This window comes from Klebsiella oxytoca, from assembly GCF_009707385.1.
GTDB lineage: Bacteria > Pseudomonadota > Gammaproteobacteria > Enterobacterales > Enterobacteriaceae > Klebsiella > Klebsiella oxytoca_C.
The window spans coordinates 4,917,655-4,936,016 of the sequence record NZ_CP046115.1; the positions used below are offsets into that span (position 1 = coordinate 4,917,655).

Sequence of the window (18,362 nt, forward strand, 5' to 3'; positions counted from 1 at the left end):
AGGCACCCGTATGGTGCCTTTTTTCTTTTCTGCAATTTAAAAACTATCCTGATGATATTAAATATATTTATTTCTTTTTAATAATTTCTTCATTTCTTAAAAAATATTATTTTCACGTAATTCTCTGACTTTCTTCATGATATTTACGTTACTCATAAATTGAGATTATTTACTCTGGCGGAGTCCTGTATTACTGATGATAAAATAAACCGTTGCGTATGTGTGTGGGTTCTCCAATACAGCGAAGCGGATCATTTAGAGGTAACATCATGAATAAATTTATTGTAGTAGCGCTGCTGGCAACGCTGCTCGCTGGCTGTGCACATGACTCTCCGTGCGTGCCGGTCTACGATTCTGAAGGTCGATTAGTGCATACCAATACCTGTATGAAAGGGACGACCCAGGATAACTGGGAAACCGCTGGCGCTATTGCCGGAGGAGCAGCCGCGATAGCTGGCCTGACGCTGGGTATCGTGGCATTGACTCGCTAATTCCTTTTCTCTTCTCTGCCATGATGGGTACCGGTGTAATATCCGGTACCTTTTTCTTCAGGAGAAACCTGCATTTTTAATCACTTAGCCCCCATTCTGAATGGACGAGCTTAAGCTACCAGCTCATGTCAACAAGAGTAAGTCGCTGGCTAATTTAAGGATTATGCTAAGAAAATTTTCTCACGAAGCAGAACGCAAAAAGCCCATCCTGACGGATGGGCTCTTCACTTATTTGGTGCCTGGCAATGCCCTACTCTCACATGGGGAGACCCCACACTACCATCGGCGCTACGGCGTTTCACTTCTGAGTTCGGCATGGGGTCAGGTGGGACCACCGCGCTATCGTTGCCAGGCAAATTCTTTTCAAATCGCCGAACTTTAACCTAAAAACTGGTGCTGATACCCAGAGTCGAACTGGGGACCTCACCCTTACCAAGGGTGCGCTCTACCAACTGAGCCATATCAGCACGCTTAATTTGATGCCTGGCAGTTCCCTACTCTCACATGGGGAGACCCCACACTACCATCGGCGCTACGGCGTTTCACTTCTGAGTTCGGCATGGGGTCAGGTGGGACCACCGCGCTGTTGCCGCCAGGCAAATTCTTTGTGCTCGTCCTGTGTCTTTTACGCTCATACTGCGTTGGCTGCTCTCGCGAATGTCAGTCACATACTTCAGTATGCTCCTTCCATCGCTTCGCTTGCCGCCTTGTCTCAGCGTAAAATCCTTCGGACTCTGAATCAGAGCTGAAAATCGTCTCTCAAATCGCCAAAACATCTTCGGCGTTGTAAGGTTAAGCCTCACGGTTCATTAGTACCGGTTAGCTCAACGCATCGCTGCGCTTACACACCCGGCCTATCAACGTCGTCGTCTTCAACGTTCCTTCAGGACTCTCAAGGAGTCAGGGAGAACTCATCTCGGGGCAAGTTTCGTGCTTAGATGCTTTCAGCACTTATCTCTTCCGCATTTAGCTACCGGGCAATGCCATTGGCATGACAACCCGAACACCAGTGATGCGTCCACTCCGGTCCTCTCGTACTAGGAGCAGCCCCCCTCAATTCTCCAGCGCCCACGGCAGATAGGGACCGAACTGTCTCACGACGTTCTAAACCCAGCTCGCGTACCACTTTAAATGGCGAACAGCCATACCCTTGGGACCTACTTCAGCCCCAGGATGTGATGAGCCGACATCGAGGTGCCAAACACCGCCGTCGATATGAACTCTTGGGCGGTATCAGCCTGTTATCCCCGGAGTACCTTTTATCCGTTGAGCGATGGCCCTTCCATTCAGAACCACCGGATCACTATGACCTGCTTTCGCACCTGCTCGCGCCGTCACGCTCGCAGTCAAGCCAGCTTATGCCATTGCACTAACCTCCTGATGTCCGACCAGGATTAGCTGACCTTCGTGCTCCTCCGTTACGCTTTGGGAGGAGACCGCCCCAGTCAAACTACCCACCAGACACTGTCCGCAACCCGGATTACGGGCCCACGTTAGAACACCAGCCATTAAAGGGTGGTATTTCAAGGATGGCTCCATGCAGACTGGCGTCCACACTTCAAAGCCTCCCACCTATCCTACACATCAAGGACCAGTGTTCAGTGTCAAGCTATAGTAAAGGTTCACGGGGTCTTTCCGTCTTGCCGCGGGTACACTGCATCTTCACAGCGAGTTCAATTTCACTGAGTCTCGGGTGGAGACAGCCTGGCCATCATTACGCCATTCGTGCAGGTCGGAACTTACCCGACAAGGAATTTCGCTACCTTAGGACCGTTATAGTTACGGCCGCCGTTTACCGGGGCTTCGATCAAGAGCTTCTCCGCGAGGATAACCCCATCAATTAACCTTCCGGCACCGGGCAGGCGTCACACCGTATACGTCCACTTTCGTGTTTGCACAGTGCTGTGTTTTTAATAAACAGTTGCAGCCAGCTGGTATCTTCGACTGAGTTCAGCTCCATGAGCAAGTCACTTCACCTACCATCAGCGTGCCTTCTCCCGAAGTTACGGCACCATTTTGCCTAGTTCCTTCACCCGAGTTCTCTCAAGCGCCTGGGTATTCTCTACCTGACCACCTGTGTCGGTTTGGGGTACGATTTGATGTTACCTGATGCTTAGAGGCTTTTCCTGGAAGCAGGGCATTTGTCACTTCAGCACCGTAGTGCCTCGTCATCACACCTCAGCGTTAATAAGGTTCCGGATTTACCTGGAGCCTCCGCCTACATGCTTAAACCGGGACAACCGTCGCCCGGCCAACATAGCCTTCTCCGTCCCCCCTTCGCAGTAACACCAAGTACAGGAATATTAACCTGTTTCCCATCGACTACGCCTTTCGGCCTCGCCTTAGGGGTCGACTCACCCTGCCCCGATTAACGTTGGACAGGAACCCTTGGTCTTCCGGCGTGCGGGTTTTTCACCCGCATTATCGTTACTTATGTCAGCATTCGCACTTCTGATACCTCCAGCAGCCCTCACAGGCCACCTTCAACGGCTTACAGAACGCTCCCCTACCCAACAACACATCGTGTCGCTGCCGCAGCTTCGGTGCATGGTTTAGCCCCGTTACATCTTCCGCGCAGGCCGACTCGACCAGTGAGCTATTACGCTTTCTTTAAATGATGGCTGCTTCTAAGCCAACATCCTGGCTGTCTGGGCCTTCCCACATCGTTTCCCACTTAACCATGACTTTGGGACCTTAGCTGGCGGTCTGGGTTGTTTCCCTCTTCACGACGGACGTTAGCACCCGCCGTGTGTCTCCCGTGATAACATTCTTCGGTATTCGTAGTTTGCATCGGGTTGGTAAGTCGGGATGACCCCCTAGCCGAAACAGTGCTCTACCCCCGAAGATGAGTTCACGAGGCGCTACCTAAATAGCTTTCGGGGAGAACCAGCTATCTCCCGGTTTGATTGGCCTTTCACCCCCAGCCACAAGTCATCCGCTAATTTTTCAACATTAGTCGGTTCGGTCCTCCAGTTAGTGTTACCCAACCTTCAACCTGCCCATGGCTAGATCACCGGGTTTCGGGTCTATACCCTGCAACTTAACGCCCAGTTAAGACTCGGTTTCCCTGCGGCTCCCCTATACGGTTAACCTTGCTACAGAATATAAGTCGCTGACCCATTATACAAAAGGTACGCAGTCACCCCACATGGAGGCTCCTACTGCTTGTACGTACACGGTTTCAGGTTCTTTTTCACTCCCCTCGCCGGGGTTCTTTTCGCCTTTCCCTCACGGTACTGGTTCACTATCGGTCAGTCAGGAGTATTTAGCCTTGGAGGATGGTCCCCCCATATTCAGACAGGATACCACGTGTCCCGCCCTACTCTTCGAGTTCACAGTATGTGCATTTTGGTGTACGGGACTATCACCCTGTACCGTCGGACTTTCCAGACCGTTCCACTAACACACACGCTGATTCAGACTCCGGGCTGCTCCCCGTTCGCTCGCCGCTACTGGGGGAATCTCGGTTGATTTCTTTTCCTCGGGGTACTTAGATGTTTCAGTTCCCCCGGTTCGCCTCGTTTGACTATGTATTCATCAAACGATAGTGCAACGAATTGCACTGGGTTTCCCCATTCGGACATCGCCGGCTATAACGGTTCATATCACCTTACCGACGCTTTTCGCAGATTAGCACGTCCTTCATCGCCTCTGACTGCCAGGGCATCCACCGTGTACGCTTAGTCGCTTAACCTCACAACCCGAAGATGTTTCACTTCTGATTGCGAAAATTTGAGAGACTCGAACACACATTAACTGTGTGTCGTTTCAATTTTCAGCTTGATCCAGATTTTTAAAGAGCAAATATCTCAAACGTCACCCGAAGATGAGTTTTGAGATACCGGTTGGTTGTGCCTTTCACTCACACCCAGCAAGTGGCGTCCCCTAGGGGATTCGAACCCCTGTTGCCGCCGTGAAAGGGCGGAGTCCTAACCGCTAGACGAAGGGGACACGAGGTGTCACGACTTCGCAGCCGTCTTGCTTCTTTACATCTATCAGACAATCTGTGTGAGCACTACAAAGGCAGGTTCTTTCAGGTAAGGAGGTGATCCAACCGCAGGTTCCCCTACGGTTACCTTGTTACGACTTCACCCCAGTCATGAATCACAAAGTGGTAAGCGCCCTCCCGAAGGTTAAGCTACCTACTTCTTTTGCAACCCACTCCCATGGTGTGACGGGCGGTGTGTACAAGGCCCGGGAACGTATTCACCGTGGCATTCTGATCCACGATTACTAGCGATTCCGACTTCATGGAGTCGAGTTGCAGACTCCAATCCGGACTACGACATACTTTATGAGGTCCGCTTGCTCTCGCGAGGTCGCTTCTCTTTGTATATGCCATTGTAGCACGTGTGTAGCCCTGGTCGTAAGGGCCATGATGACTTGACGTCATCCCCACCTTCCTCCAGTTTATCACTGGCAGTCTCCTTTGAGTTCCCGGCCGGACCGCTGGCAACAAAGGATAAGGGTTGCGCTCGTTGCGGGACTTAACCCAACATTTCACAACACGAGCTGACGACAGCCATGCAGCACCTGTCTCACAGTTCCCGAAGGCACGTTCTCATCTCTGAAAACTTCTGTGGATGTCAAGACCAGGTAAGGTTCTTCGCGTTGCATCGAATTAAACCACATGCTCCACCGCTTGTGCGGGCCCCCGTCAATTCATTTGAGTTTTAACCTTGCGGCCGTACTCCCCAGGCGGTCGACTTAACGCGTTAGCTCCGGAAGCCACTCCTCAAGGGAACAACCTCCAAGTCGACATCGTTTACAGCGTGGACTACCAGGGTATCTAATCCTGTTTGCTCCCCACGCTTTCGCACCTGAGCGTCAGTCTTTGTCCAGGGGGCCGCCTTCGCCACCGGTATTCCTCCAGATCTCTACGCATTTCACCGCTACACCTGGAATTCTACCCCCCTCTACAAGACTCCAGCCTGCCAGTTTCGAATGCAGTTCCCAGGTTGAGCCCGGGGATTTCACATCCGACTTGACAGACCGCCTGCGTGCGCTTTACGCCCAGTAATTCCGATTAACGCTTGCACCCTCCGTATTACCGCGGCTGCTGGCACGGAGTTAGCCGGTGCTTCTTCTGCGGGTAACGTCAATTGCTGCGGTTATTAACCACAACACCTTCCTCCCCGCTGAAAGTACTTTACAACCCGAAGGCCTTCTTCATACACGCGGCATGGCTGCATCAGGCTTGCGCCCATTGTGCAATATTCCCCACTGCTGCCTCCCGTAGGAGTCTGGACCGTGTCTCAGTTCCAGTGTGGCTGGTCATCCTCTCAGACCAGCTAGGGATCGTCGCCTAGGTGAGCCGTTACCTCACCTACTAGCTAATCCCATCTGGGCACATCTGATGGCAAGAGGCCCGAAGGTCCCCCTCTTTGGTCTTGCGACGTTATGCGGTATTAGCTACCGTTTCCAGTAGTTATCCCCCTCCATCAGGCAGTTTCCCAGACATTACTCACCCGTCCGCCACTCGTCACCCGAGAGCAAGCTCTCTGTGCTACCGTTCGACTTGCATGTGTTAGGCCTGCCGCCAGCGTTCAATCTGAGCCATGATCAAACTCTTCAATTTAAGTTTGATGCTCGTAGAATTAAACTTCGTAATGAATTACGTGTTCACTCTTTGAGACTTGGTATTCATTTTTCGTCCGAAGACGTTAAGAATCCATGTCACTTTGAGTGCCCACACAGATTGTCTGATAAATTGTTAAAGAGCAGTGCAACGCGGCTTTCGCTCACCGTTGCGAGGTGGCGTATATTACGCTTTCCTCTTTCAGAGTCAACCCTGAATCTCAGGATTTTTTCTCTTCAACCGACCGGCTGTTTGTGTGAAGTGATTCACATCTGCCGTGTCAGTGGGAGCGCATTATAGGGATCCCATTTTTTTGCACAAGCCTTTTTTCGATCTTTTTTTCCATATGATGTTTTTTCAGCCTCTTCGCAGCGTTCTTAGCCAATTCGCTCAATTTTTACCACAATAAAGGGTTGCAGAGGGCCAAAAAAGCACCCAAAGTCTTTACACTCCCTAAGTGTATTGAGGTATCTATGGCCACTAATTTGCGTCGTTATAAAGATTTATTCCCGAAAACGGGTCTACGCGTGATGATCGACACCAGTAGCGTGGTGATCGGAGATGTCAGAATAGCTGATGATGTCAGCATCTGGCCGCTTGTCGCTATTCGCGGTGATGTGAATTACGTTGAGATAGGCGCCCGCACCAACATCCAGGACGGTAGCGTCCTGCATGTCACTCATAAGTCTCTCTCCAACCCACAAGGCAACCCACTTATCATTGGCGAAGATGTTACTGTCGGCCATAAGGTTATGCTGCACGGCTGCACCGTTGGTAACAGGGTACTGATCGGCATGGGTTCAATTTTGTTGGATGGCGTAGTGGTAGAAGAGAATGTGATGATTGGCGCAGGAAGCCTGGTACCACAAAACAAACACCTTAAAGGAGGCTATCTCTACTTTGGCAACCCTGTAAAACAGATACGCCCCCTGACGGAGGCAGAAATTGCGGGACTAATATATTCAGCGAATAACTATGTAAACTGGAAAAATGACTATCTGACTCAGGAAAGCCAGACCCAGCCTTGAGCATCTTCCAGCTGGTTGAGAATGAGATCCTGAGCTTCGTCCTCCAAATCCCAACGATGTTCACGAAAAGCAACCAGCCACTGTGCCGGCGCTTCACCGCCAAAGCGCTTCTTAAGTACCGCCAACGTTAAGGCACAGGTTAGCTGCATACCGTTAACCAGTGCCGGAAAAGCAATGCATTGATGCTCTTCGTCCCAGGTTTCCCTGTCTGGAAACTGGATAGCCTGGTTCATGCATTTAGTTCCTGATGCAACGCCTGAATTACTGGCGTAATTTCAGGCAGGACCCCATGCCACAACAGTACCGCATGGGCAGCCTGAGCCACCAGCATACCCAAACCATCAGCACATCGTTTCGCCCCATGCTCCTGACACCAGCTTAAAAATGGCGTACAGCCTTTCTGGTAGAACATGTCATAACAACAAACATCGGGATTGATTAAATTAACAGGGATCGCAGGGACTTCACCGTCAATGCCGCTCGATGTGGCATTAATAATAAGATCAAATTCTTTATCGCCCAATGCCTCTATATTCATAGCGCTGACGCTGCCAGTATGAGCAAAAAGCGTAGCCAGCTCATGCGCACGAGAAAAGGTACGATTAACAATAGTGACAGCACAGTCCAGCGAGAGAAGGGGAAGTAATACTCCGCGTGAAGCGCCACCCGCGCCAATAAGCAACACCCGAAATCCGGGTTTAATAAAGCTGAGCCGCTCTAAATCAGTCAATAGCCCAATACCATCAGTATTGTCCCCCAACAGTCGACCATCCTCCAGACGTTTAAGCGTGTTCACCGCGCCGGCAAGCGCAGCTCTCTCGGTTAACTCATCTGCTCGCGCGAAGGCCTCTTCTTTAAAAGGAACGGTAACGTTAGCCCCCTTACCTCCTTCATTAAAGAAGGTATTAAGCGTCGTAACAAAATCATCAAGAGGAGCGAGAATACGTCCGTATGGGTGCACAATTTGCAGCTGCTGCGCAAAAAGCCGATGAATGGATGGCGACTTACTATGAGCAATGGGGTGTCCGAAGACAGCATAGGTTTCCATGAATTATCCCTGGCGGAAAAGTTTGCCCGTCAAGGCATCACGTATTTCAGATGGGTTTTGACGCCCTCCGGTTCTCCCATCAACGACCGGGAAATCCGCCCCAAACTGCAAATGAACTTCCTCAGTAGTGCGGCAAGGAGGCTGGCCGGATAGATTTGCGCTGGTTGAAACCAACGGCTTGCCGTAGGCCTCACACAATGCGACCACCAGCGGATGATCCGTAACTCGTACAGCCAGGGAATTGAAACGTCCAGTCAACCAACGCGGCGTCGAAGTACTGGCGGGGAAGACAAATGTCACGGGCCCGGGCCAGCACGAAAAAACGGTCGTTAGCTGCTCATCGCTGAGTTGAGTAGCATCAATATACGGTTTAAGTTGCTCGAAATTAGCGGCAATCAGGATCAGCCCTTTGTCGACGGGCCGCTGTTTAAGAGTAAGCAGATTCATTACCGCTTTTTCGCTATCAGGATCGCAACCGACGCCAAAAACAGCTTCTGTAGGATAGGCGATAACGTGTTCATTATTCAGAAGCTCCACTGCATGTACGATGGCTTCTGAGGGCAGGTTATTATTCACAGATTTATTCCGCCGATATCGGCTTTCCACATTGTTTGCTGGCACAAAAACGCTTAACGCCCTGTGCCGTTTTCTTTTCAATTAGCAACGGGTAATGACACTCGGGACACTCGCCCGCTACCGGCCTGAAATTAATGACGAACTGGCAATCGGGATAACGATCGCAGGAATGGAAGTTTTTCCCATAACGGGAACGGCGCTGAACCAGGTGCCCTTGCCCACATTGCGGGCAGGCAATCGCCGTTTCATCAGGCTTATCAATAAGCTCAGTATGTTCGCAATCCGGATAGCTGCTACAACCGATAAACATACCAAAACGTCCCTGGCGTAGCACCAGTACTGCGCCGCAAGACGGACACATTTGCCCCTCCAGGACTTTGACAACATGTCCGTCCGCCTGGCTTTTCAGGGGACGGACATAGTCACAGTCTGGATAATGCGAGCAGCCGTGAAAAGGTCCGTGCTTCCCGGAGCGTATTACCAGTTCAGCCCCACACTGCGGGCAAGGCTCTTTTTTACGCACCGAAAACAGTGCAGTTTTGGTCATAACTACTCTAATGTCGCAGCAAAAATGTTAGTGCAGCATACCCTCATTTACTTCAAAGAGTAATTCTTCCATTTGCTGGTAGGCATTTTCACAACCGGGAATATTGAATAGCACCATCAGGATGACCCATTTCAGGTCCTCCAGATCGAACTCTGCCGTATCCAGCGCAAGCACACGTTCTATCACCATTTCCCGTGTTTCGAGGTTCAACACCTGAATTTGCTCAAGGAACAGTAAGAATCCTCGGCAACTCGCATCAAGACGCTGACACTCCTCGTCAGTATAAACTCGTAACGAGAGCGGGTCAGAAGCAAGCTGCATGGGCGCAACAAGCCCTTCCTGATAATCAGCCAGCTTTTCGAGCCACATCAGGGCGTTATAAATGTCTTCTCGTTCAAAACCAGCATCGGTAAGATCCCGAGTCAACTTGTCTTGATCCACGCGCATTTCTGCTTCGTTATGGATGTAAGTCTCAAACAGATACATGAGTACGTCGAACATGGCTTGCCCTCCTTAATCGGACATAGCCGCCGGGTACAGCTGCGATCCAGCCTGCTAACTCCAGTTCAAGTAGCTGGGCTACGGTTACTGGCACAGATTGGCCGGCACGTTCAGCGACAACGTCAACAGGTGTTACCTCATCTCCTACGTTAGCCAGGAGCTCTGGAAATGGCAATGCTGCAGAAGGCCCATTATCGCAATTATTTGCATCATCGGACTCATGAAGAAGATATGAAAGCTCATCCCGCCAATAGTCAATAATGTCTTCTGGCGCTGTAACGGGAATAGCCCCCTGCTTGATAAGTAAATGCGGACCTTCTGATCCAGGGCTACCAATCGGCCCTGGCAGGGCAAATACGTCTCTTCCCTGTTCCAGAGCACAACGAACCGTTACTAATGAGCCACTTTTCAATGCAGCCTCCACAACTAACACACCGGCACTTAACCCGCTGATAATACGATTACGGCGAGGGAAATTACCTGGTAAAGGCGGAGTAAAAAACGGAAACTCAGAGAGTACTGCCCCGCCATTGTCAGTAATCTGTTCCGCCAGAGCCTGATGCCGACGAGGATAAATGTCCCATAAGCCATTGCCCAAAACCGCAACCGTTTTACCTTTTCCTTCCAGCGCACCACGGTGAGCTATTCCATCAATGCCCAGAGCTAATCCGCTAGTGATCGTAATGCCATAGCGAGCTAAAGATTCGCTAAACAATTTTCCCCAACGAGCGCCATACCATGAATGTGCTCGACTCCCAATAACGGATAGCTGCCGGCTACTCAGTAACCCAGGATCGCCACGGACCAAAATAGCGCCAGGAAAATCTGTAATAGCCCGCAACTGAGGCGGATAAAGAGGATCTTCAGCAGTGAGGAGAAAGCAATTTGGCTGCTCCAGCCATCGCAACGTTGCATCAAGTTCTCCTTGATTAACATTGAGAAAGTGCTTCGATTGCACCTGATTCAGACCACAGGCCTGCAAACCGTCATGATCTAAGGTTGGAGAGGAACACAACTTGCGGGCAACTATGATGGCACGGTCGCCATACAGGCTGCTCACTCTCATCAAACGTAGCCAAATTTCCGTCGGCGTCATCCCTGTTCTCTCCCTGCCATAAACGACTTTAACAATCTTTGCGATTGGACAGCGAGACTGTCAATTGCAGGGGGTTTTGTCTAGAATAGAGGTAATAATCTTTCCAACTCCTGAACACAACTCTGGATAACTATGTCAGTTTTGCAAGTGTTACATATTCCGGACGAGCGTCTTCGCAAAGTCGCAAAACCGGTTGAAGAAGTAAATGCAGAAATTCAGCGTATCGTCGATGATATGTTCGAGACGATGTACGCTGAAGAAGGTATCGGCCTGGCCGCAACGCAGGTGGATATTCATCAGCGTATTATCGTTATCGACGTGTCCGAAAATCGTGACGAGCAGCTGGTATTAATTAACCCGGAACTGCTTGAAAAGAGCGGAGAAACCGGCATTGAAGAGGGTTGTCTCTCAATTCCTGAGCAACGTGCTTTAGTGCCACGTGCTGAAAAAGTGAAAATTCGCGCTCTCGATCGTGAAGGTAAAACTTTTGAGCTGGAAGCTGACGGACTACTGGCAATCTGTATTCAGCATGAGATGGATCACCTTGTCGGTAAACTGTTTATCGATTACCTGTCGCCGCTAAAGCAACAACGCATTCGTCAGAAAGTTGAGAAACTTGATCGCCTGAATGCTCGAGCTTAAGGACGAGAATTAACGTGTCAGATTCACTACGTATTATATTTGCGGGTACACCAGACTTTGCAGCGCGTCATCTTGACGCCTTGCTGTCTTCTGGACATAACATCGTTGGCGTGTTTACCCAACCGGACCGTCCGGCTGGTCGTGGTAAAAAACTTATGCCCAGTCCGGTGAAGGTACTAGCGGAAGAGAAAGGCATACAGGTATTCCAGCCCGCCTCGCTACGTCCTCAGGAAAACCAGCAATTAGTCTCTGGCCTGGGCGCAGACGTTATGGTTGTCGTAGCCTATGGGCTACTTCTGCCCAAAGCCGTACTGGATATGCCACGTCTGGGCTGCATCAACGTACACGGTTCTCTACTTCCGCGCTGGCGCGGTGCAGCACCAATTCAACGCTCTCTCTGGGCTGGCGACACCGAGACTGGTGTAACCATCATGCAGATGGATGTCGGCCTTGATACGGGCGATATGCTATATAAGCTTGCGTGCCCAATTACGGCAGAAGATACCAGCGGAACGTTGTACGACAAACTGGCTAACCTGGGACCTCAGGGTCTTATAGAAACCCTTAAGCAACTTGCCGCTGGCACCGCAAAACCGGTTGTTCAGGATGAAGCGCTGGTGACCCATGCACAAAAACTCAGCAAAGAAGAGGCGCGCATTGACTGGTCCCTGTCGGCAGCGCAGTTAGAACGCTGCATTCGCGCCTTTAATCCGTGGCCAATGAGCTGGATAGAAATTGATGGTCAGCCGGTAAAAGTTTGGCAGGCATCCGTTATTGATGCAGCAACAAAAGCTGAACCGGGGACCATTATTGAAGCGACAAAACAAGGGATTCAGGTTGCGACCAGCGATGGTATTTTGAATTTACTGTCGCTACAGCCAGCCGGTAAAAAAGCAATGAGTGCCCAGGATCTCCTCAACTCGCGCCGGGAGTGGTTCGCTCCTGGCAACCGTCTGGTCTGACGGCCCCTTCTTAATACGCCCGGTGTTGCCGGGCATTTTTATTTTTGTACTTATGAAAAAACAACTCAATTTACGCAGTCTGGCGGCGCAAGCCGTTGAACAGGTTCTCGAGCAAGGGCAATCCTTAAGCAACGTCCTGCCCTCGCTGCAACAAAAGGTATCCGATAAAGATAAAGCGCTACTTCAGGAGCTATGCTTTGGCGTCCTGCGTACGCTTCCGCAGCTAGATTGGCTGATCAATAAGCTCATGTCTCGTCCGATGACGGGTAAGCAGCGTACTGTGCACTACCTGATTATGGTGGGCTTTTATCAACTGTTATACACCCGCATCCCCCCTCACGCAGCATTAGCGGAAACGGTTGAAGGCGCTGTTGTCATCAAACGCCCCCAGCTCAAGGGATTAATTAACGGCGTATTACGACAGTTTCAACGTCAGCAGGAAGAGCTGATGTCTGAATTTTCTCGCAGTGAAGCCCGCTTTTTGCACCCCTCCTGGTTGCTGAAACGTCTGCAGAAGGCATATCCCACGCAGTGGGAAGCTATTATCGAAGCGAATAACCAGCGCCCGCCGATGTGGTTGCGGGTGAATAAACGGCATCATTCGCGCGATAGTTGGCTGGCATTGCTGGAAGAGGCGGGCATGAAAGGTTTTACTCATCCCGCTTATCCCGACGCGGTACGTCTGGAAACACCGGTTCCTGTCCATGTCTTACCCGGATTTGAAGAAGGGTGGGTTACCGTGCAGGATGCCTCCGCCCAGGGCTGCATCACGTTCCTTACGCCAAAAAACGGCGAGCAAATTCTGGATCTATGCGCTGCACCTGGCGGCAAGACCACGCATATTCTCGAAGCAGCTCCCGAAGCACTGGTTCTGGCCGTTGATATTGATGAGCAGAGACTTTCCCGCGTCTATGACAACCTGAAGCGCCTGGGAATGAAGGCAACCGTAAAACAAGGCGATGGCCGCTATCCAGCCCAGTGGTGTGGAGAGCAGCAATTCGATCGTATTCTACTCGATGCCCCTTGTTCCGCTACCGGAGTTATTCGCCGCCACCCGGATATCAAGTGGCTACGCCGCGATCGGGATATCGCAGAACTCGCTCAACTACAGTCTGAAATTCTTGATGCCGTATGGCCGCATCTGAAATCCGGCGGTACTCTGGTTTATGCGACCTGTTCCATATTACCAGAAGAGAACGGCCAGCAAATTAAGGCCTTTCTGCAACGTACAGCTGATGCGGTGCTTAGCGAAACAGGAACCCCTGATTTACCGGGACAGCAAAATTTGCCAGGTGCCGAAGAGGGTGATGGTTTCTTTTACGCTAAGCTAATCAAAAAGTAATGAGGTAACGGGTCGCGACTAATGAAAATTATCATATTGGGCGCAGGACAGGTTGGCGGAACTCTGGCTGAAAATCTCGTCGGTGAGAACAACGATATTACGCTGGTCGATACTAATGGCGATCGTCTTCGCAGCCTTCAGGACAAATTTGATCTCCGGGTCGTTCAGGGTCATGGCTCGCATCCGCGCGTGTTGCGCGAGGCCGGCGCAGATGATGCTGACATGCTGGTTGCTGTGACCAGCTCAGATGAGACCAACATGGTAGCGTGCCAGGTTGCCTATTCGCTGTTTAATACGCCTAATCGCATTGCCCGCATCCGTTCGCCGGATTATGTACGAGATGCCGAAAAACTTTTCCATTCAGAAGCGGTGCCTATCGATCACCTAATCGCTCCAGAACAGCTGGTTATTGACAGTATTTACCGCCTGATTGAGTATCCAGGCGCATTGCAGGTTGTCAATTTTGCTGAAGGCAAAGTCAGTCTGGCCGTCGTGAAAGCCTATTATGGCGGTCCTTTGGTCGGAAACGCGCTTTCAACAATGCGTGAACATATGCCGCATATCGAAACTCGGGTAGCGGCTATTTTCCGCCACGATCGCCCTATCAGACCACAAGGTTCAACGATTGTTGAGGCCGGGGACGAGGTATTTTTTATCGCCGCATCGCAGCATATTCGAGCAGTGATGAGCGAACTTCAGCGCCTGGAAAAACCTTATAAGCGCATCATGCTGGTTGGGGGCGGAAATATTGGTGCCGGTCTCGCCCATAAGCTGGAGAAAGACTACAGCGTCAAACTTATTGAACGTAATCAACAGCGTGCCGCCGAACTTGCCGAAAAGTTACAAAACACTATCGTCTTTTATGGCGATGCTTCAGATCAGGAATTGCTGGCTGAAGAGCACATCGATCAAGTCGATCTTTTCATTGCCGTCACCAACGATGATGAAGCTAATATTATGTCCGCAATGCTCGCCAAGCGGATGGGCGCCAAAAAAGTGATGGTCCTGATTCAACGCCGGGCCTACGTTGATCTTGTTCAGGGAAGCGTGATCGATATTGCAATATCACCGCAGCAGGCAACAATATCAGCCCTTCTTAGCCATGTCCGCAAAGCGGATATCGTTGGCGTTTCCTCACTACGTCGCGGCGTTGCTGAGGCCATTGAAGCTGTAGCGCACGGAGATGAAAGTACTTCACGAGTTGTTGGTCGCTCAATCGATGAGATTAAGCTACCCCCCGGAACAATTATCGGCGCAGTTGTACGCGGCAATGATGTCATGATAGCTAATAACAATTTGCGCATTGAGCAGGGGGACCATGTAGTTATGTTCCTGACTGACAAAAAATTTATCTCAGATGTCGAGAGACTATTCCAGCCAAGCCCTTTCTTTCTATAGTTTACAGGCGTCCGTAAGACGCCTTTCTTTTATCCCTTATATATCAAGGGATAATATTTTCCTGCAATTATTTACCAACAATGGAAAATAGGAATACATTTGTTAAACTTATCAGTGTTAGCTGGCTCAAGGAGAATAAAATGAGTTTTTTAAAAGAATTTCGCGAATTTGCGATGCGCGGAAACGTGGTTGATTTGGCAGTCGGTGTCATCATTGGTGCAGCATTTGGTAAAATCGTATCGTCGCTAGTCGCCGATATTATTATGCCGCCATTAGGCTTGCTCATTGGCGGAATCGACTTTAAACAGTTTGCTGTCACGCTGCGGGATGCCCAGGGCGATATTCCGGCTGTCGTAATGCACTATGGCGTATTCATCCAGAATGTCTTCGATTTTATTATCGTAGCGTTTGCTATTTTTATGGCAATCAAACTGATAAATAAATTGAACAGGAAAAAAGAAGAGGCTCCGGCAGCGCCACCGGCTCCGACTAAAGAAGAAGTTCTGCTTAGCGAAATTCGCGACCTGTTAAAAGAACAGAACAATCGTTCTTAATCAGCTTCAAAAGCAGGAGGCCAGCGGTAAAAAAGTTAGTTACTTTCTTACCGCTGGCCTCCCGACCATCCCACCCTGCATATTTTTCTTTTCTTTGATAACTACCTTTCCCCTTCTTATTCTTTTCGACTCGCTGTCTGAATAATGGGTCATGAAGTAATGCCTCTATAGCGTTATCTTTTATTTGCCCTTTAGTGTGTTGATAGCGGCTCATAAATTCTCCAGATTAGTAGAACAATCGGCGTGAGTGTAGACGCGTATGATGAAAAAATCAACGCGCCGTATTTTGACTGCTGGCGCCCTGCTCAAGCGCTTCAAGAATTGAACAATAGACGCTGCTGTGCGCAGTACCACAACAGGCATCATTAAGGCGCTGCAATGAGCGGCGCATGGTCTGTAGTTCTTTAATCCGCGATTCAACTTCACTCAAACGGGCCTGTACAATACCTTTAGATTCCTGACAGGTATGATGTTCAGGATCGATGCGGATCGAGAGAAGTTCGCGGATCGATTCCAGGGTAAATCCCAGCTGCCGGGCATAGCGAATAAAACGCAGTCTCTGCAGGTCGTTATCAGAATAGAGACGAAATCCACCTTCAGTGCGCACATTATGATCCATCATCTGCTGCTTTTCATAGTAGCGGATGGTGTCGGGAGTAACGTCAGCCAATTTTGCCAGTTCGCCAATACGGTACATTATCGCTCCTCGTTAATCTTATGTAGCAACTTATCAGCATAGTCGCCACGTCAGGCCCGCCTGTCTCAGCTTTAATTCGAGTAGCGCCAGACGACGGCTCAGTTCCGAATAGCGCGGATCGCTCTCCTCCACACCTCTCAGTAAGTCAGTGAGCATTACCGCTTCTTTACGAGATTCAAGTTCGGGAGGTAAACAGCCTGCATTCTTGAGTAACCGATAACCTGCACGCAGCTCAGGCGGTACATGTGAATCATCGTCCAGGGCCAGCGGTTCCCCACTTCCCGGAAGGTTATCTAACTCACCTTTACGCTGTGCATCAAGAATATGGCGTTCTGCCCATTGATCCAGTAACCACATCAGAAGGCTCCGGCGACGAACAAAAATAATGCAGACATTTTAAACAAGCAGGAATAGAGAGAATATAAAAAAACCCGCCGAAGCGGGTTTTTTTACGTTACTACAGATTACTCTGCAGCAGCTTCTGCTTTCGACTCAGAGCGATCAACCAGCTCGATGTATGCCATCGGCGCGTTGTCGCCTGCACGGAAACCACACTTCAGAATACGAGTGTAACCACCGGCGCGGCTCGCGAAACGCGGGCCCAGCTCGTTAAACAGTTTTGCCACGATCTCGTTATCACGAGTGCGGGCGAATGCCAGACGACGATTAGCAACGCTATCAGTCTTGGCAAGAGTAATCAGCGGCTCAACTACGCGACGCAGTTCTTTCGCTTTCGGCAGGGTCGTCTTGATGATTTCATGACGAACCAGCGAACCAGCCATGTTACGGAACATAGCCTGGCGATGGCTGCTGTTGCGGTTCAGTTGACGACCACTCTTACGATGGCGCATGACCTTATCCTTCTCAGTAAAACCTTAACCTGTGATCCGGTTACTCGTCAGCAATGCTTGCCGGTGGCCAGTTTTCCAGGCGCATGCCCAGAGACAAACCACGTGAAGCCAGCACGTCTTTAATCTCGGTAAGAGATTTTTTACCCAGGTTCGGCGTTTTCAGCAACTCAACCTCGGTACGCTGTACCAGATCACCGATATAGTGGATAGCTTCTGCCTTGAGGCAGTTAGCAGAGCGGACAGTCAATTCGAGATCGTCAACAGGGCGCAGCAAGATCGGATCGAATTCTGGTTTCTCTTCTTTCACTTCCGGCTGACGTACATCACGTAAATCAACGAAAGCTTCCAGTTGTTCTGCCAGGATGGTTGCCGCACGACGAATCGCCTCTTCAGGATCGATTGTGCCGTTGGTTTCCATTTCGATGACCAGCTTGTCCAGGTCGGTACGCTGTTCTACACGCGCTGCTTCAACATTGTAGGCAATACGCTCTACCGGGCTGTAGCATGCGTCGACCAGCAGACGGCCGATTGGGCGCTCATCTTCTTCCGAATGAATTCGGGCAGAAGCCGGCACATAACCGCGACCGCGCTGAACTTTGATACGCATGCTAATAGCTGCGTTCTCATCGGTCAGGTGGCAGATCACATGTTGCGGCTTGACGATTTCGACATCACCGTCATGGGTAATGTCGGCTGCGGTCACAGGGCCAATGCCAGATTTGTTCAAAGTAAGGATGACTTCATCTTTACCCTGAACTCTCACCGCCAGCCCTTTCAGGTTGAGCAGGATTTCAAGGATATCTTCCTGAACGCCTTCTTTGGTGCTGTACTCATGAAGTACACCATCAATCTCAACCTCGGTCACCGCGCAACCCGGCATCGATGAGAGCAGAATACGGCGCAGTGCGTTACCCAGAGTATGGCCAAAGCCACGCTCTAAAGGTTCAAGGGTCACCTTGGCGTGCGTCGAACTCACTTGCTCGATATCGACCAGGCGCGGTTTTAGAAACTCTGTCACAGAACCCTGCATTGTGTCCTCTCTTTGGTACTA

Annotated in this window: 17 protein-coding genes, 2 tRNA genes, 4 rRNA genes and 1 pseudogene; 7 read left to right on the plus strand and 17 right to left on the minus strand. The window is 50.4% G+C overall.

Features of this window, described 5'->3' with window-relative positions; translation table 11 throughout:
- Positions 1-269 precede the first annotated feature (269 nt).
- Positions 270-491: a hypothetical protein gene (locus GJ746_RS22945; RefSeq protein ID WP_154682250.1), complete on the plus strand. Its 222-nt coding sequence runs from the start codon at positions 270-272 to the stop codon at positions 489-491.
- Between the two features lie 237 nt (positions 492-728).
- Here the strand turns inward: GJ746_RS22945 and rrf (GJ746_RS22950) are convergent.
- The 6 genes from rrf (GJ746_RS22950) to GJ746_RS22975 form a co-directional block, all read right to left on the minus strand.
- Positions 729-844, minus strand: a 5S ribosomal RNA gene (rrf, locus tag GJ746_RS22950).
- Between the two features lie 38 nt (positions 845-882).
- Positions 883-958 (minus strand) — tRNA-Thr (locus GJ746_RS22955).
- 14 nt (positions 959-972) lie between these two features.
- A 5S ribosomal RNA gene (rrf, locus tag GJ746_RS22960) occupies positions 973-1,088 on the minus strand.
- 191 nt (positions 1,089-1,279) lie between these two features.
- Positions 1,280-4,185: ribosomal RNA gene (locus GJ746_RS22965) — 23S ribosomal RNA — on the minus strand.
- 182 nt (positions 4,186-4,367) lie between these two features.
- Positions 4,368-4,442, minus strand: a tRNA-Glu gene (locus tag GJ746_RS22970).
- A gap of 87 nt (positions 4,443-4,529) precedes the next feature.
- Positions 4,530-6,069, minus strand: a 16S ribosomal RNA gene (locus GJ746_RS22975).
- Together the 16S, 23S and 5S rRNA genes with 2 tRNA genes alongside form the textbook arrangement of a ribosomal RNA operon.
- 473 nt (positions 6,070-6,542) lie before the next feature.
- Here GJ746_RS22975 and GJ746_RS22980 point away from each other — a divergent pair.
- Entirely contained in the window at positions 6,543-7,097 is a 555-nt protein-coding gene (locus GJ746_RS22980; protein ID WP_154682251.1) for a gamma carbonic anhydrase family protein, read from the plus strand.
- On the opposite strand, the gene GJ746_RS22985 is transcribed toward GJ746_RS22980, so the two are convergent.
- The 6 genes from GJ746_RS22985 to dprA are packed head-to-tail and all read right to left on the minus strand — an operon-like array spanning position 7,073 to position 10,865.
- Positions 7,073-7,330: a DUF1488 domain-containing protein gene (locus GJ746_RS22985; RefSeq protein ID WP_154682252.1), complete on the minus strand. Its 258-nt coding sequence runs from the start codon at positions 7,328-7,330 to the stop codon at positions 7,073-7,075. The genes GJ746_RS22980 and GJ746_RS22985 overlap by 25 nt on opposite strands.
- Positions 7,327-8,145: a shikimate dehydrogenase gene (aroE, locus tag GJ746_RS22990; RefSeq protein ID WP_154682253.1), complete on the minus strand. Its 819-nt coding sequence runs from the start codon at positions 8,143-8,145 to the stop codon at positions 7,327-7,329. The genes GJ746_RS22985 and aroE overlap by 4 nt, the downstream gene beginning before the upstream one ends.
- A gap of 3 nt (positions 8,146-8,148) precedes the next feature.
- Positions 8,149-8,721 (minus strand): L-threonylcarbamoyladenylate synthase type 1 TsaC, encoded by a 573-nt coding sequence (gene tsaC, locus GJ746_RS22995; protein WP_154682254.1) that lies wholly within the window; start codon positions 8,719-8,721, stop codon positions 8,149-8,151.
- A 4-nt stretch (positions 8,722-8,725) separates the two neighbouring features.
- The gene (locus GJ746_RS23000) at positions 8,726-9,268 is read right to left on the minus strand and encodes a topoisomerase DNA-binding C4 zinc finger domain-containing protein (protein ID WP_154682255.1); all 543 of its coding nucleotides are present in this window, start codon (positions 9,266-9,268) and stop codon (positions 8,726-8,728) included.
- Between the two features lie 27 nt (positions 9,269-9,295).
- Entirely contained in the window at positions 9,296-9,769 is a 474-nt protein-coding gene (gene smg, locus GJ746_RS23005) for a DUF494 family protein Smg (RefSeq protein WP_004125874.1), read from the minus strand.
- The gene (gene dprA / locus GJ746_RS23010; RefSeq protein ID WP_154682256.1) at positions 9,741-10,865 is read right to left on the minus strand and encodes a DNA-protecting protein DprA; all 1,125 of its coding nucleotides are present in this window, start codon (positions 10,863-10,865) and stop codon (positions 9,741-9,743) included. Before dprA ends, smg begins: the two co-directional genes overlap by 29 nt.
- A 132-nt stretch (positions 10,866-10,997) precedes the next feature.
- Here dprA and def point away from each other — a divergent pair, with 132 nt between their 5' ends.
- From def to mscL, 5 genes are all read left to right on the plus strand, one after another.
- Complete coding sequence (def, locus tag GJ746_RS23015) at positions 10,998-11,507, plus strand: peptide deformylase (protein ID WP_154682257.1); 510 nt, start codon at positions 10,998-11,000, stop codon at positions 11,505-11,507.
- A gap of 14 nt (positions 11,508-11,521) precedes the next feature.
- Entirely contained in the window at positions 11,522-12,469 is a 948-nt protein-coding gene (gene fmt, locus GJ746_RS23020) for a methionyl-tRNA formyltransferase (protein WP_154682258.1), read from the plus strand.
- Positions 12,470-12,521: 52 nt separating this feature from the next.
- Positions 12,522-13,811 (plus strand): 16S rRNA (cytosine(967)-C(5))-methyltransferase RsmB, encoded by a 1,290-nt coding sequence (gene rsmB, locus GJ746_RS23025; protein ID WP_154682259.1) that lies wholly within the window; start codon positions 12,522-12,524, stop codon positions 13,809-13,811.
- Between the two features lie 21 nt (positions 13,812-13,832).
- The gene (trkA, locus tag GJ746_RS23030; RefSeq protein ID WP_154682260.1) at positions 13,833-15,209 is read left to right on the plus strand and encodes a Trk system potassium transporter TrkA; all 1,377 of its coding nucleotides are present in this window, start codon (positions 13,833-13,835) and stop codon (positions 15,207-15,209) included.
- Positions 15,210-15,349: 140 nt separating this feature from the next.
- Positions 15,350-15,763 (plus strand): large-conductance mechanosensitive channel protein MscL, encoded by a 414-nt coding sequence (mscL, locus tag GJ746_RS23035; RefSeq protein ID WP_154682261.1) that lies wholly within the window; start codon positions 15,350-15,352, stop codon positions 15,761-15,763.
- Here mscL and GJ746_RS23040 read toward each other — a convergent pair.
- From GJ746_RS23040 to GJ746_RS23060, 5 genes and pseudogenes are all read right to left on the minus strand, one after another.
- The gene (locus GJ746_RS23040; protein WP_154682262.1) at positions 15,717-15,977 is read right to left on the minus strand and encodes an alternative ribosome-rescue factor A; all 261 of its coding nucleotides are present in this window, start codon (positions 15,975-15,977) and stop codon (positions 15,717-15,719) included. The two genes, mscL and GJ746_RS23040, sit on opposite strands and share 47 nt — an antisense overlap.
- 57 nt (positions 15,978-16,034) lie before the next feature.
- Positions 16,035-16,460, minus strand: a complete 426-nt coding sequence (gene zntR / locus GJ746_RS23045) for a Zn(2+)-responsive transcriptional regulator (RefSeq protein WP_154682263.1) — start codon at positions 16,458-16,460, stop codon at positions 16,035-16,037.
- Positions 16,460-16,817: pseudogene (locus GJ746_RS23050) on the minus strand (DUF1992 domain-containing protein). Before GJ746_RS23050 ends, zntR begins: the two are co-directional and overlap by 1 nt.
- 107 nt (positions 16,818-16,924) lie before the next feature.
- Positions 16,925-17,311 (minus strand): 50S ribosomal protein L17, encoded by a 387-nt coding sequence (gene rplQ / locus GJ746_RS23055; protein WP_001216372.1) that lies wholly within the window; start codon positions 17,309-17,311, stop codon positions 16,925-16,927.
- A 40-nt stretch (positions 17,312-17,351) separates the two neighbouring features.
- Positions 17,352-18,341 (minus strand): DNA-directed RNA polymerase subunit alpha, encoded by a 990-nt coding sequence (locus GJ746_RS23060; protein ID WP_002919219.1) that lies wholly within the window; start codon positions 18,339-18,341, stop codon positions 17,352-17,354.
- Between the last annotated feature and the right edge of the window lie 21 nt (positions 18,342-18,362).

Bases quoted from the DNA above. Each gene is read 5' to 3' on its own strand.
- GJ746_RS23040 (WP_154682262.1), bottom strand. From the start codon at position 15,977: ATGAGCCGCTATCAACACACTAAAGGGCAAATAAAAGATAACGCTATA.
- GJ746_RS22985 (WP_154682252.1), bottom strand. From the start codon at position 7,330: ATGAACCAGGCTATCCAGTTTCCAGACAGGGAAACCTGGGACGAAGAG.
- GJ746_RS22945 (WP_154682250.1), top strand. From the start codon at position 270: ATGAATAAATTTATTGTAGTAGCGCTGCTGGCAACGCTGCTCGCTGGC.
- rsmB (WP_154682259.1), top strand. From the start codon at position 12,522: ATGAAAAAACAACTCAATTTACGCAGTCTGGCGGCGCAAGCCGTTGAA.
- dprA (WP_154682256.1), bottom strand. From the start codon at position 10,865: ATGACGCCGACGGAAATTTGGCTACGTTTGATGAGAGTGAGCAGCCTG.
- GJ746_RS23000 (WP_154682255.1), bottom strand. From the start codon at position 9,268: ATGACCAAAACTGCACTGTTTTCGGTGCGTAAAAAAGAGCCTTGCCCG.
- aroE (WP_154682253.1), bottom strand. From the start codon at position 8,145: ATGGAAACCTATGCTGTCTTCGGACACCCCATTGCTCATAGTAAGTCG.
- GJ746_RS22980 (WP_154682251.1), top strand. From the start codon at position 6,543: ATGGCCACTAATTTGCGTCGTTATAAAGATTTATTCCCGAAAACGGGT.
- mscL (WP_154682261.1), top strand. From the start codon at position 15,350: ATGAGTTTTTTAAAAGAATTTCGCGAATTTGCGATGCGCGGAAACGTG.
- def (WP_154682257.1), top strand. From the start codon at position 10,998: ATGTCAGTTTTGCAAGTGTTACATATTCCGGACGAGCGTCTTCGCAAA.
- zntR (WP_154682263.1), bottom strand. From the start codon at position 16,460: ATGTACCGTATTGGCGAACTGGCAAAATTGGCTGACGTTACTCCCGAC.
- GJ746_RS23060 (WP_002919219.1), bottom strand. From the start codon at position 18,341: ATGCAGGGTTCTGTGACAGAGTTTCTAAAACCGCGCCTGGTCGATATC.
- smg (WP_004125874.1), bottom strand. From the start codon at position 9,769: ATGTTCGACGTACTCATGTATCTGTTTGAGACTTACATCCATAACGAA.
- trkA (WP_154682260.1), top strand. From the start codon at position 13,833: ATGAAAATTATCATATTGGGCGCAGGACAGGTTGGCGGAACTCTGGCT.
- rplQ (WP_001216372.1), bottom strand. From the start codon at position 17,311: ATGCGCCATCGTAAGAGTGGTCGTCAACTGAACCGCAACAGCAGCCAT.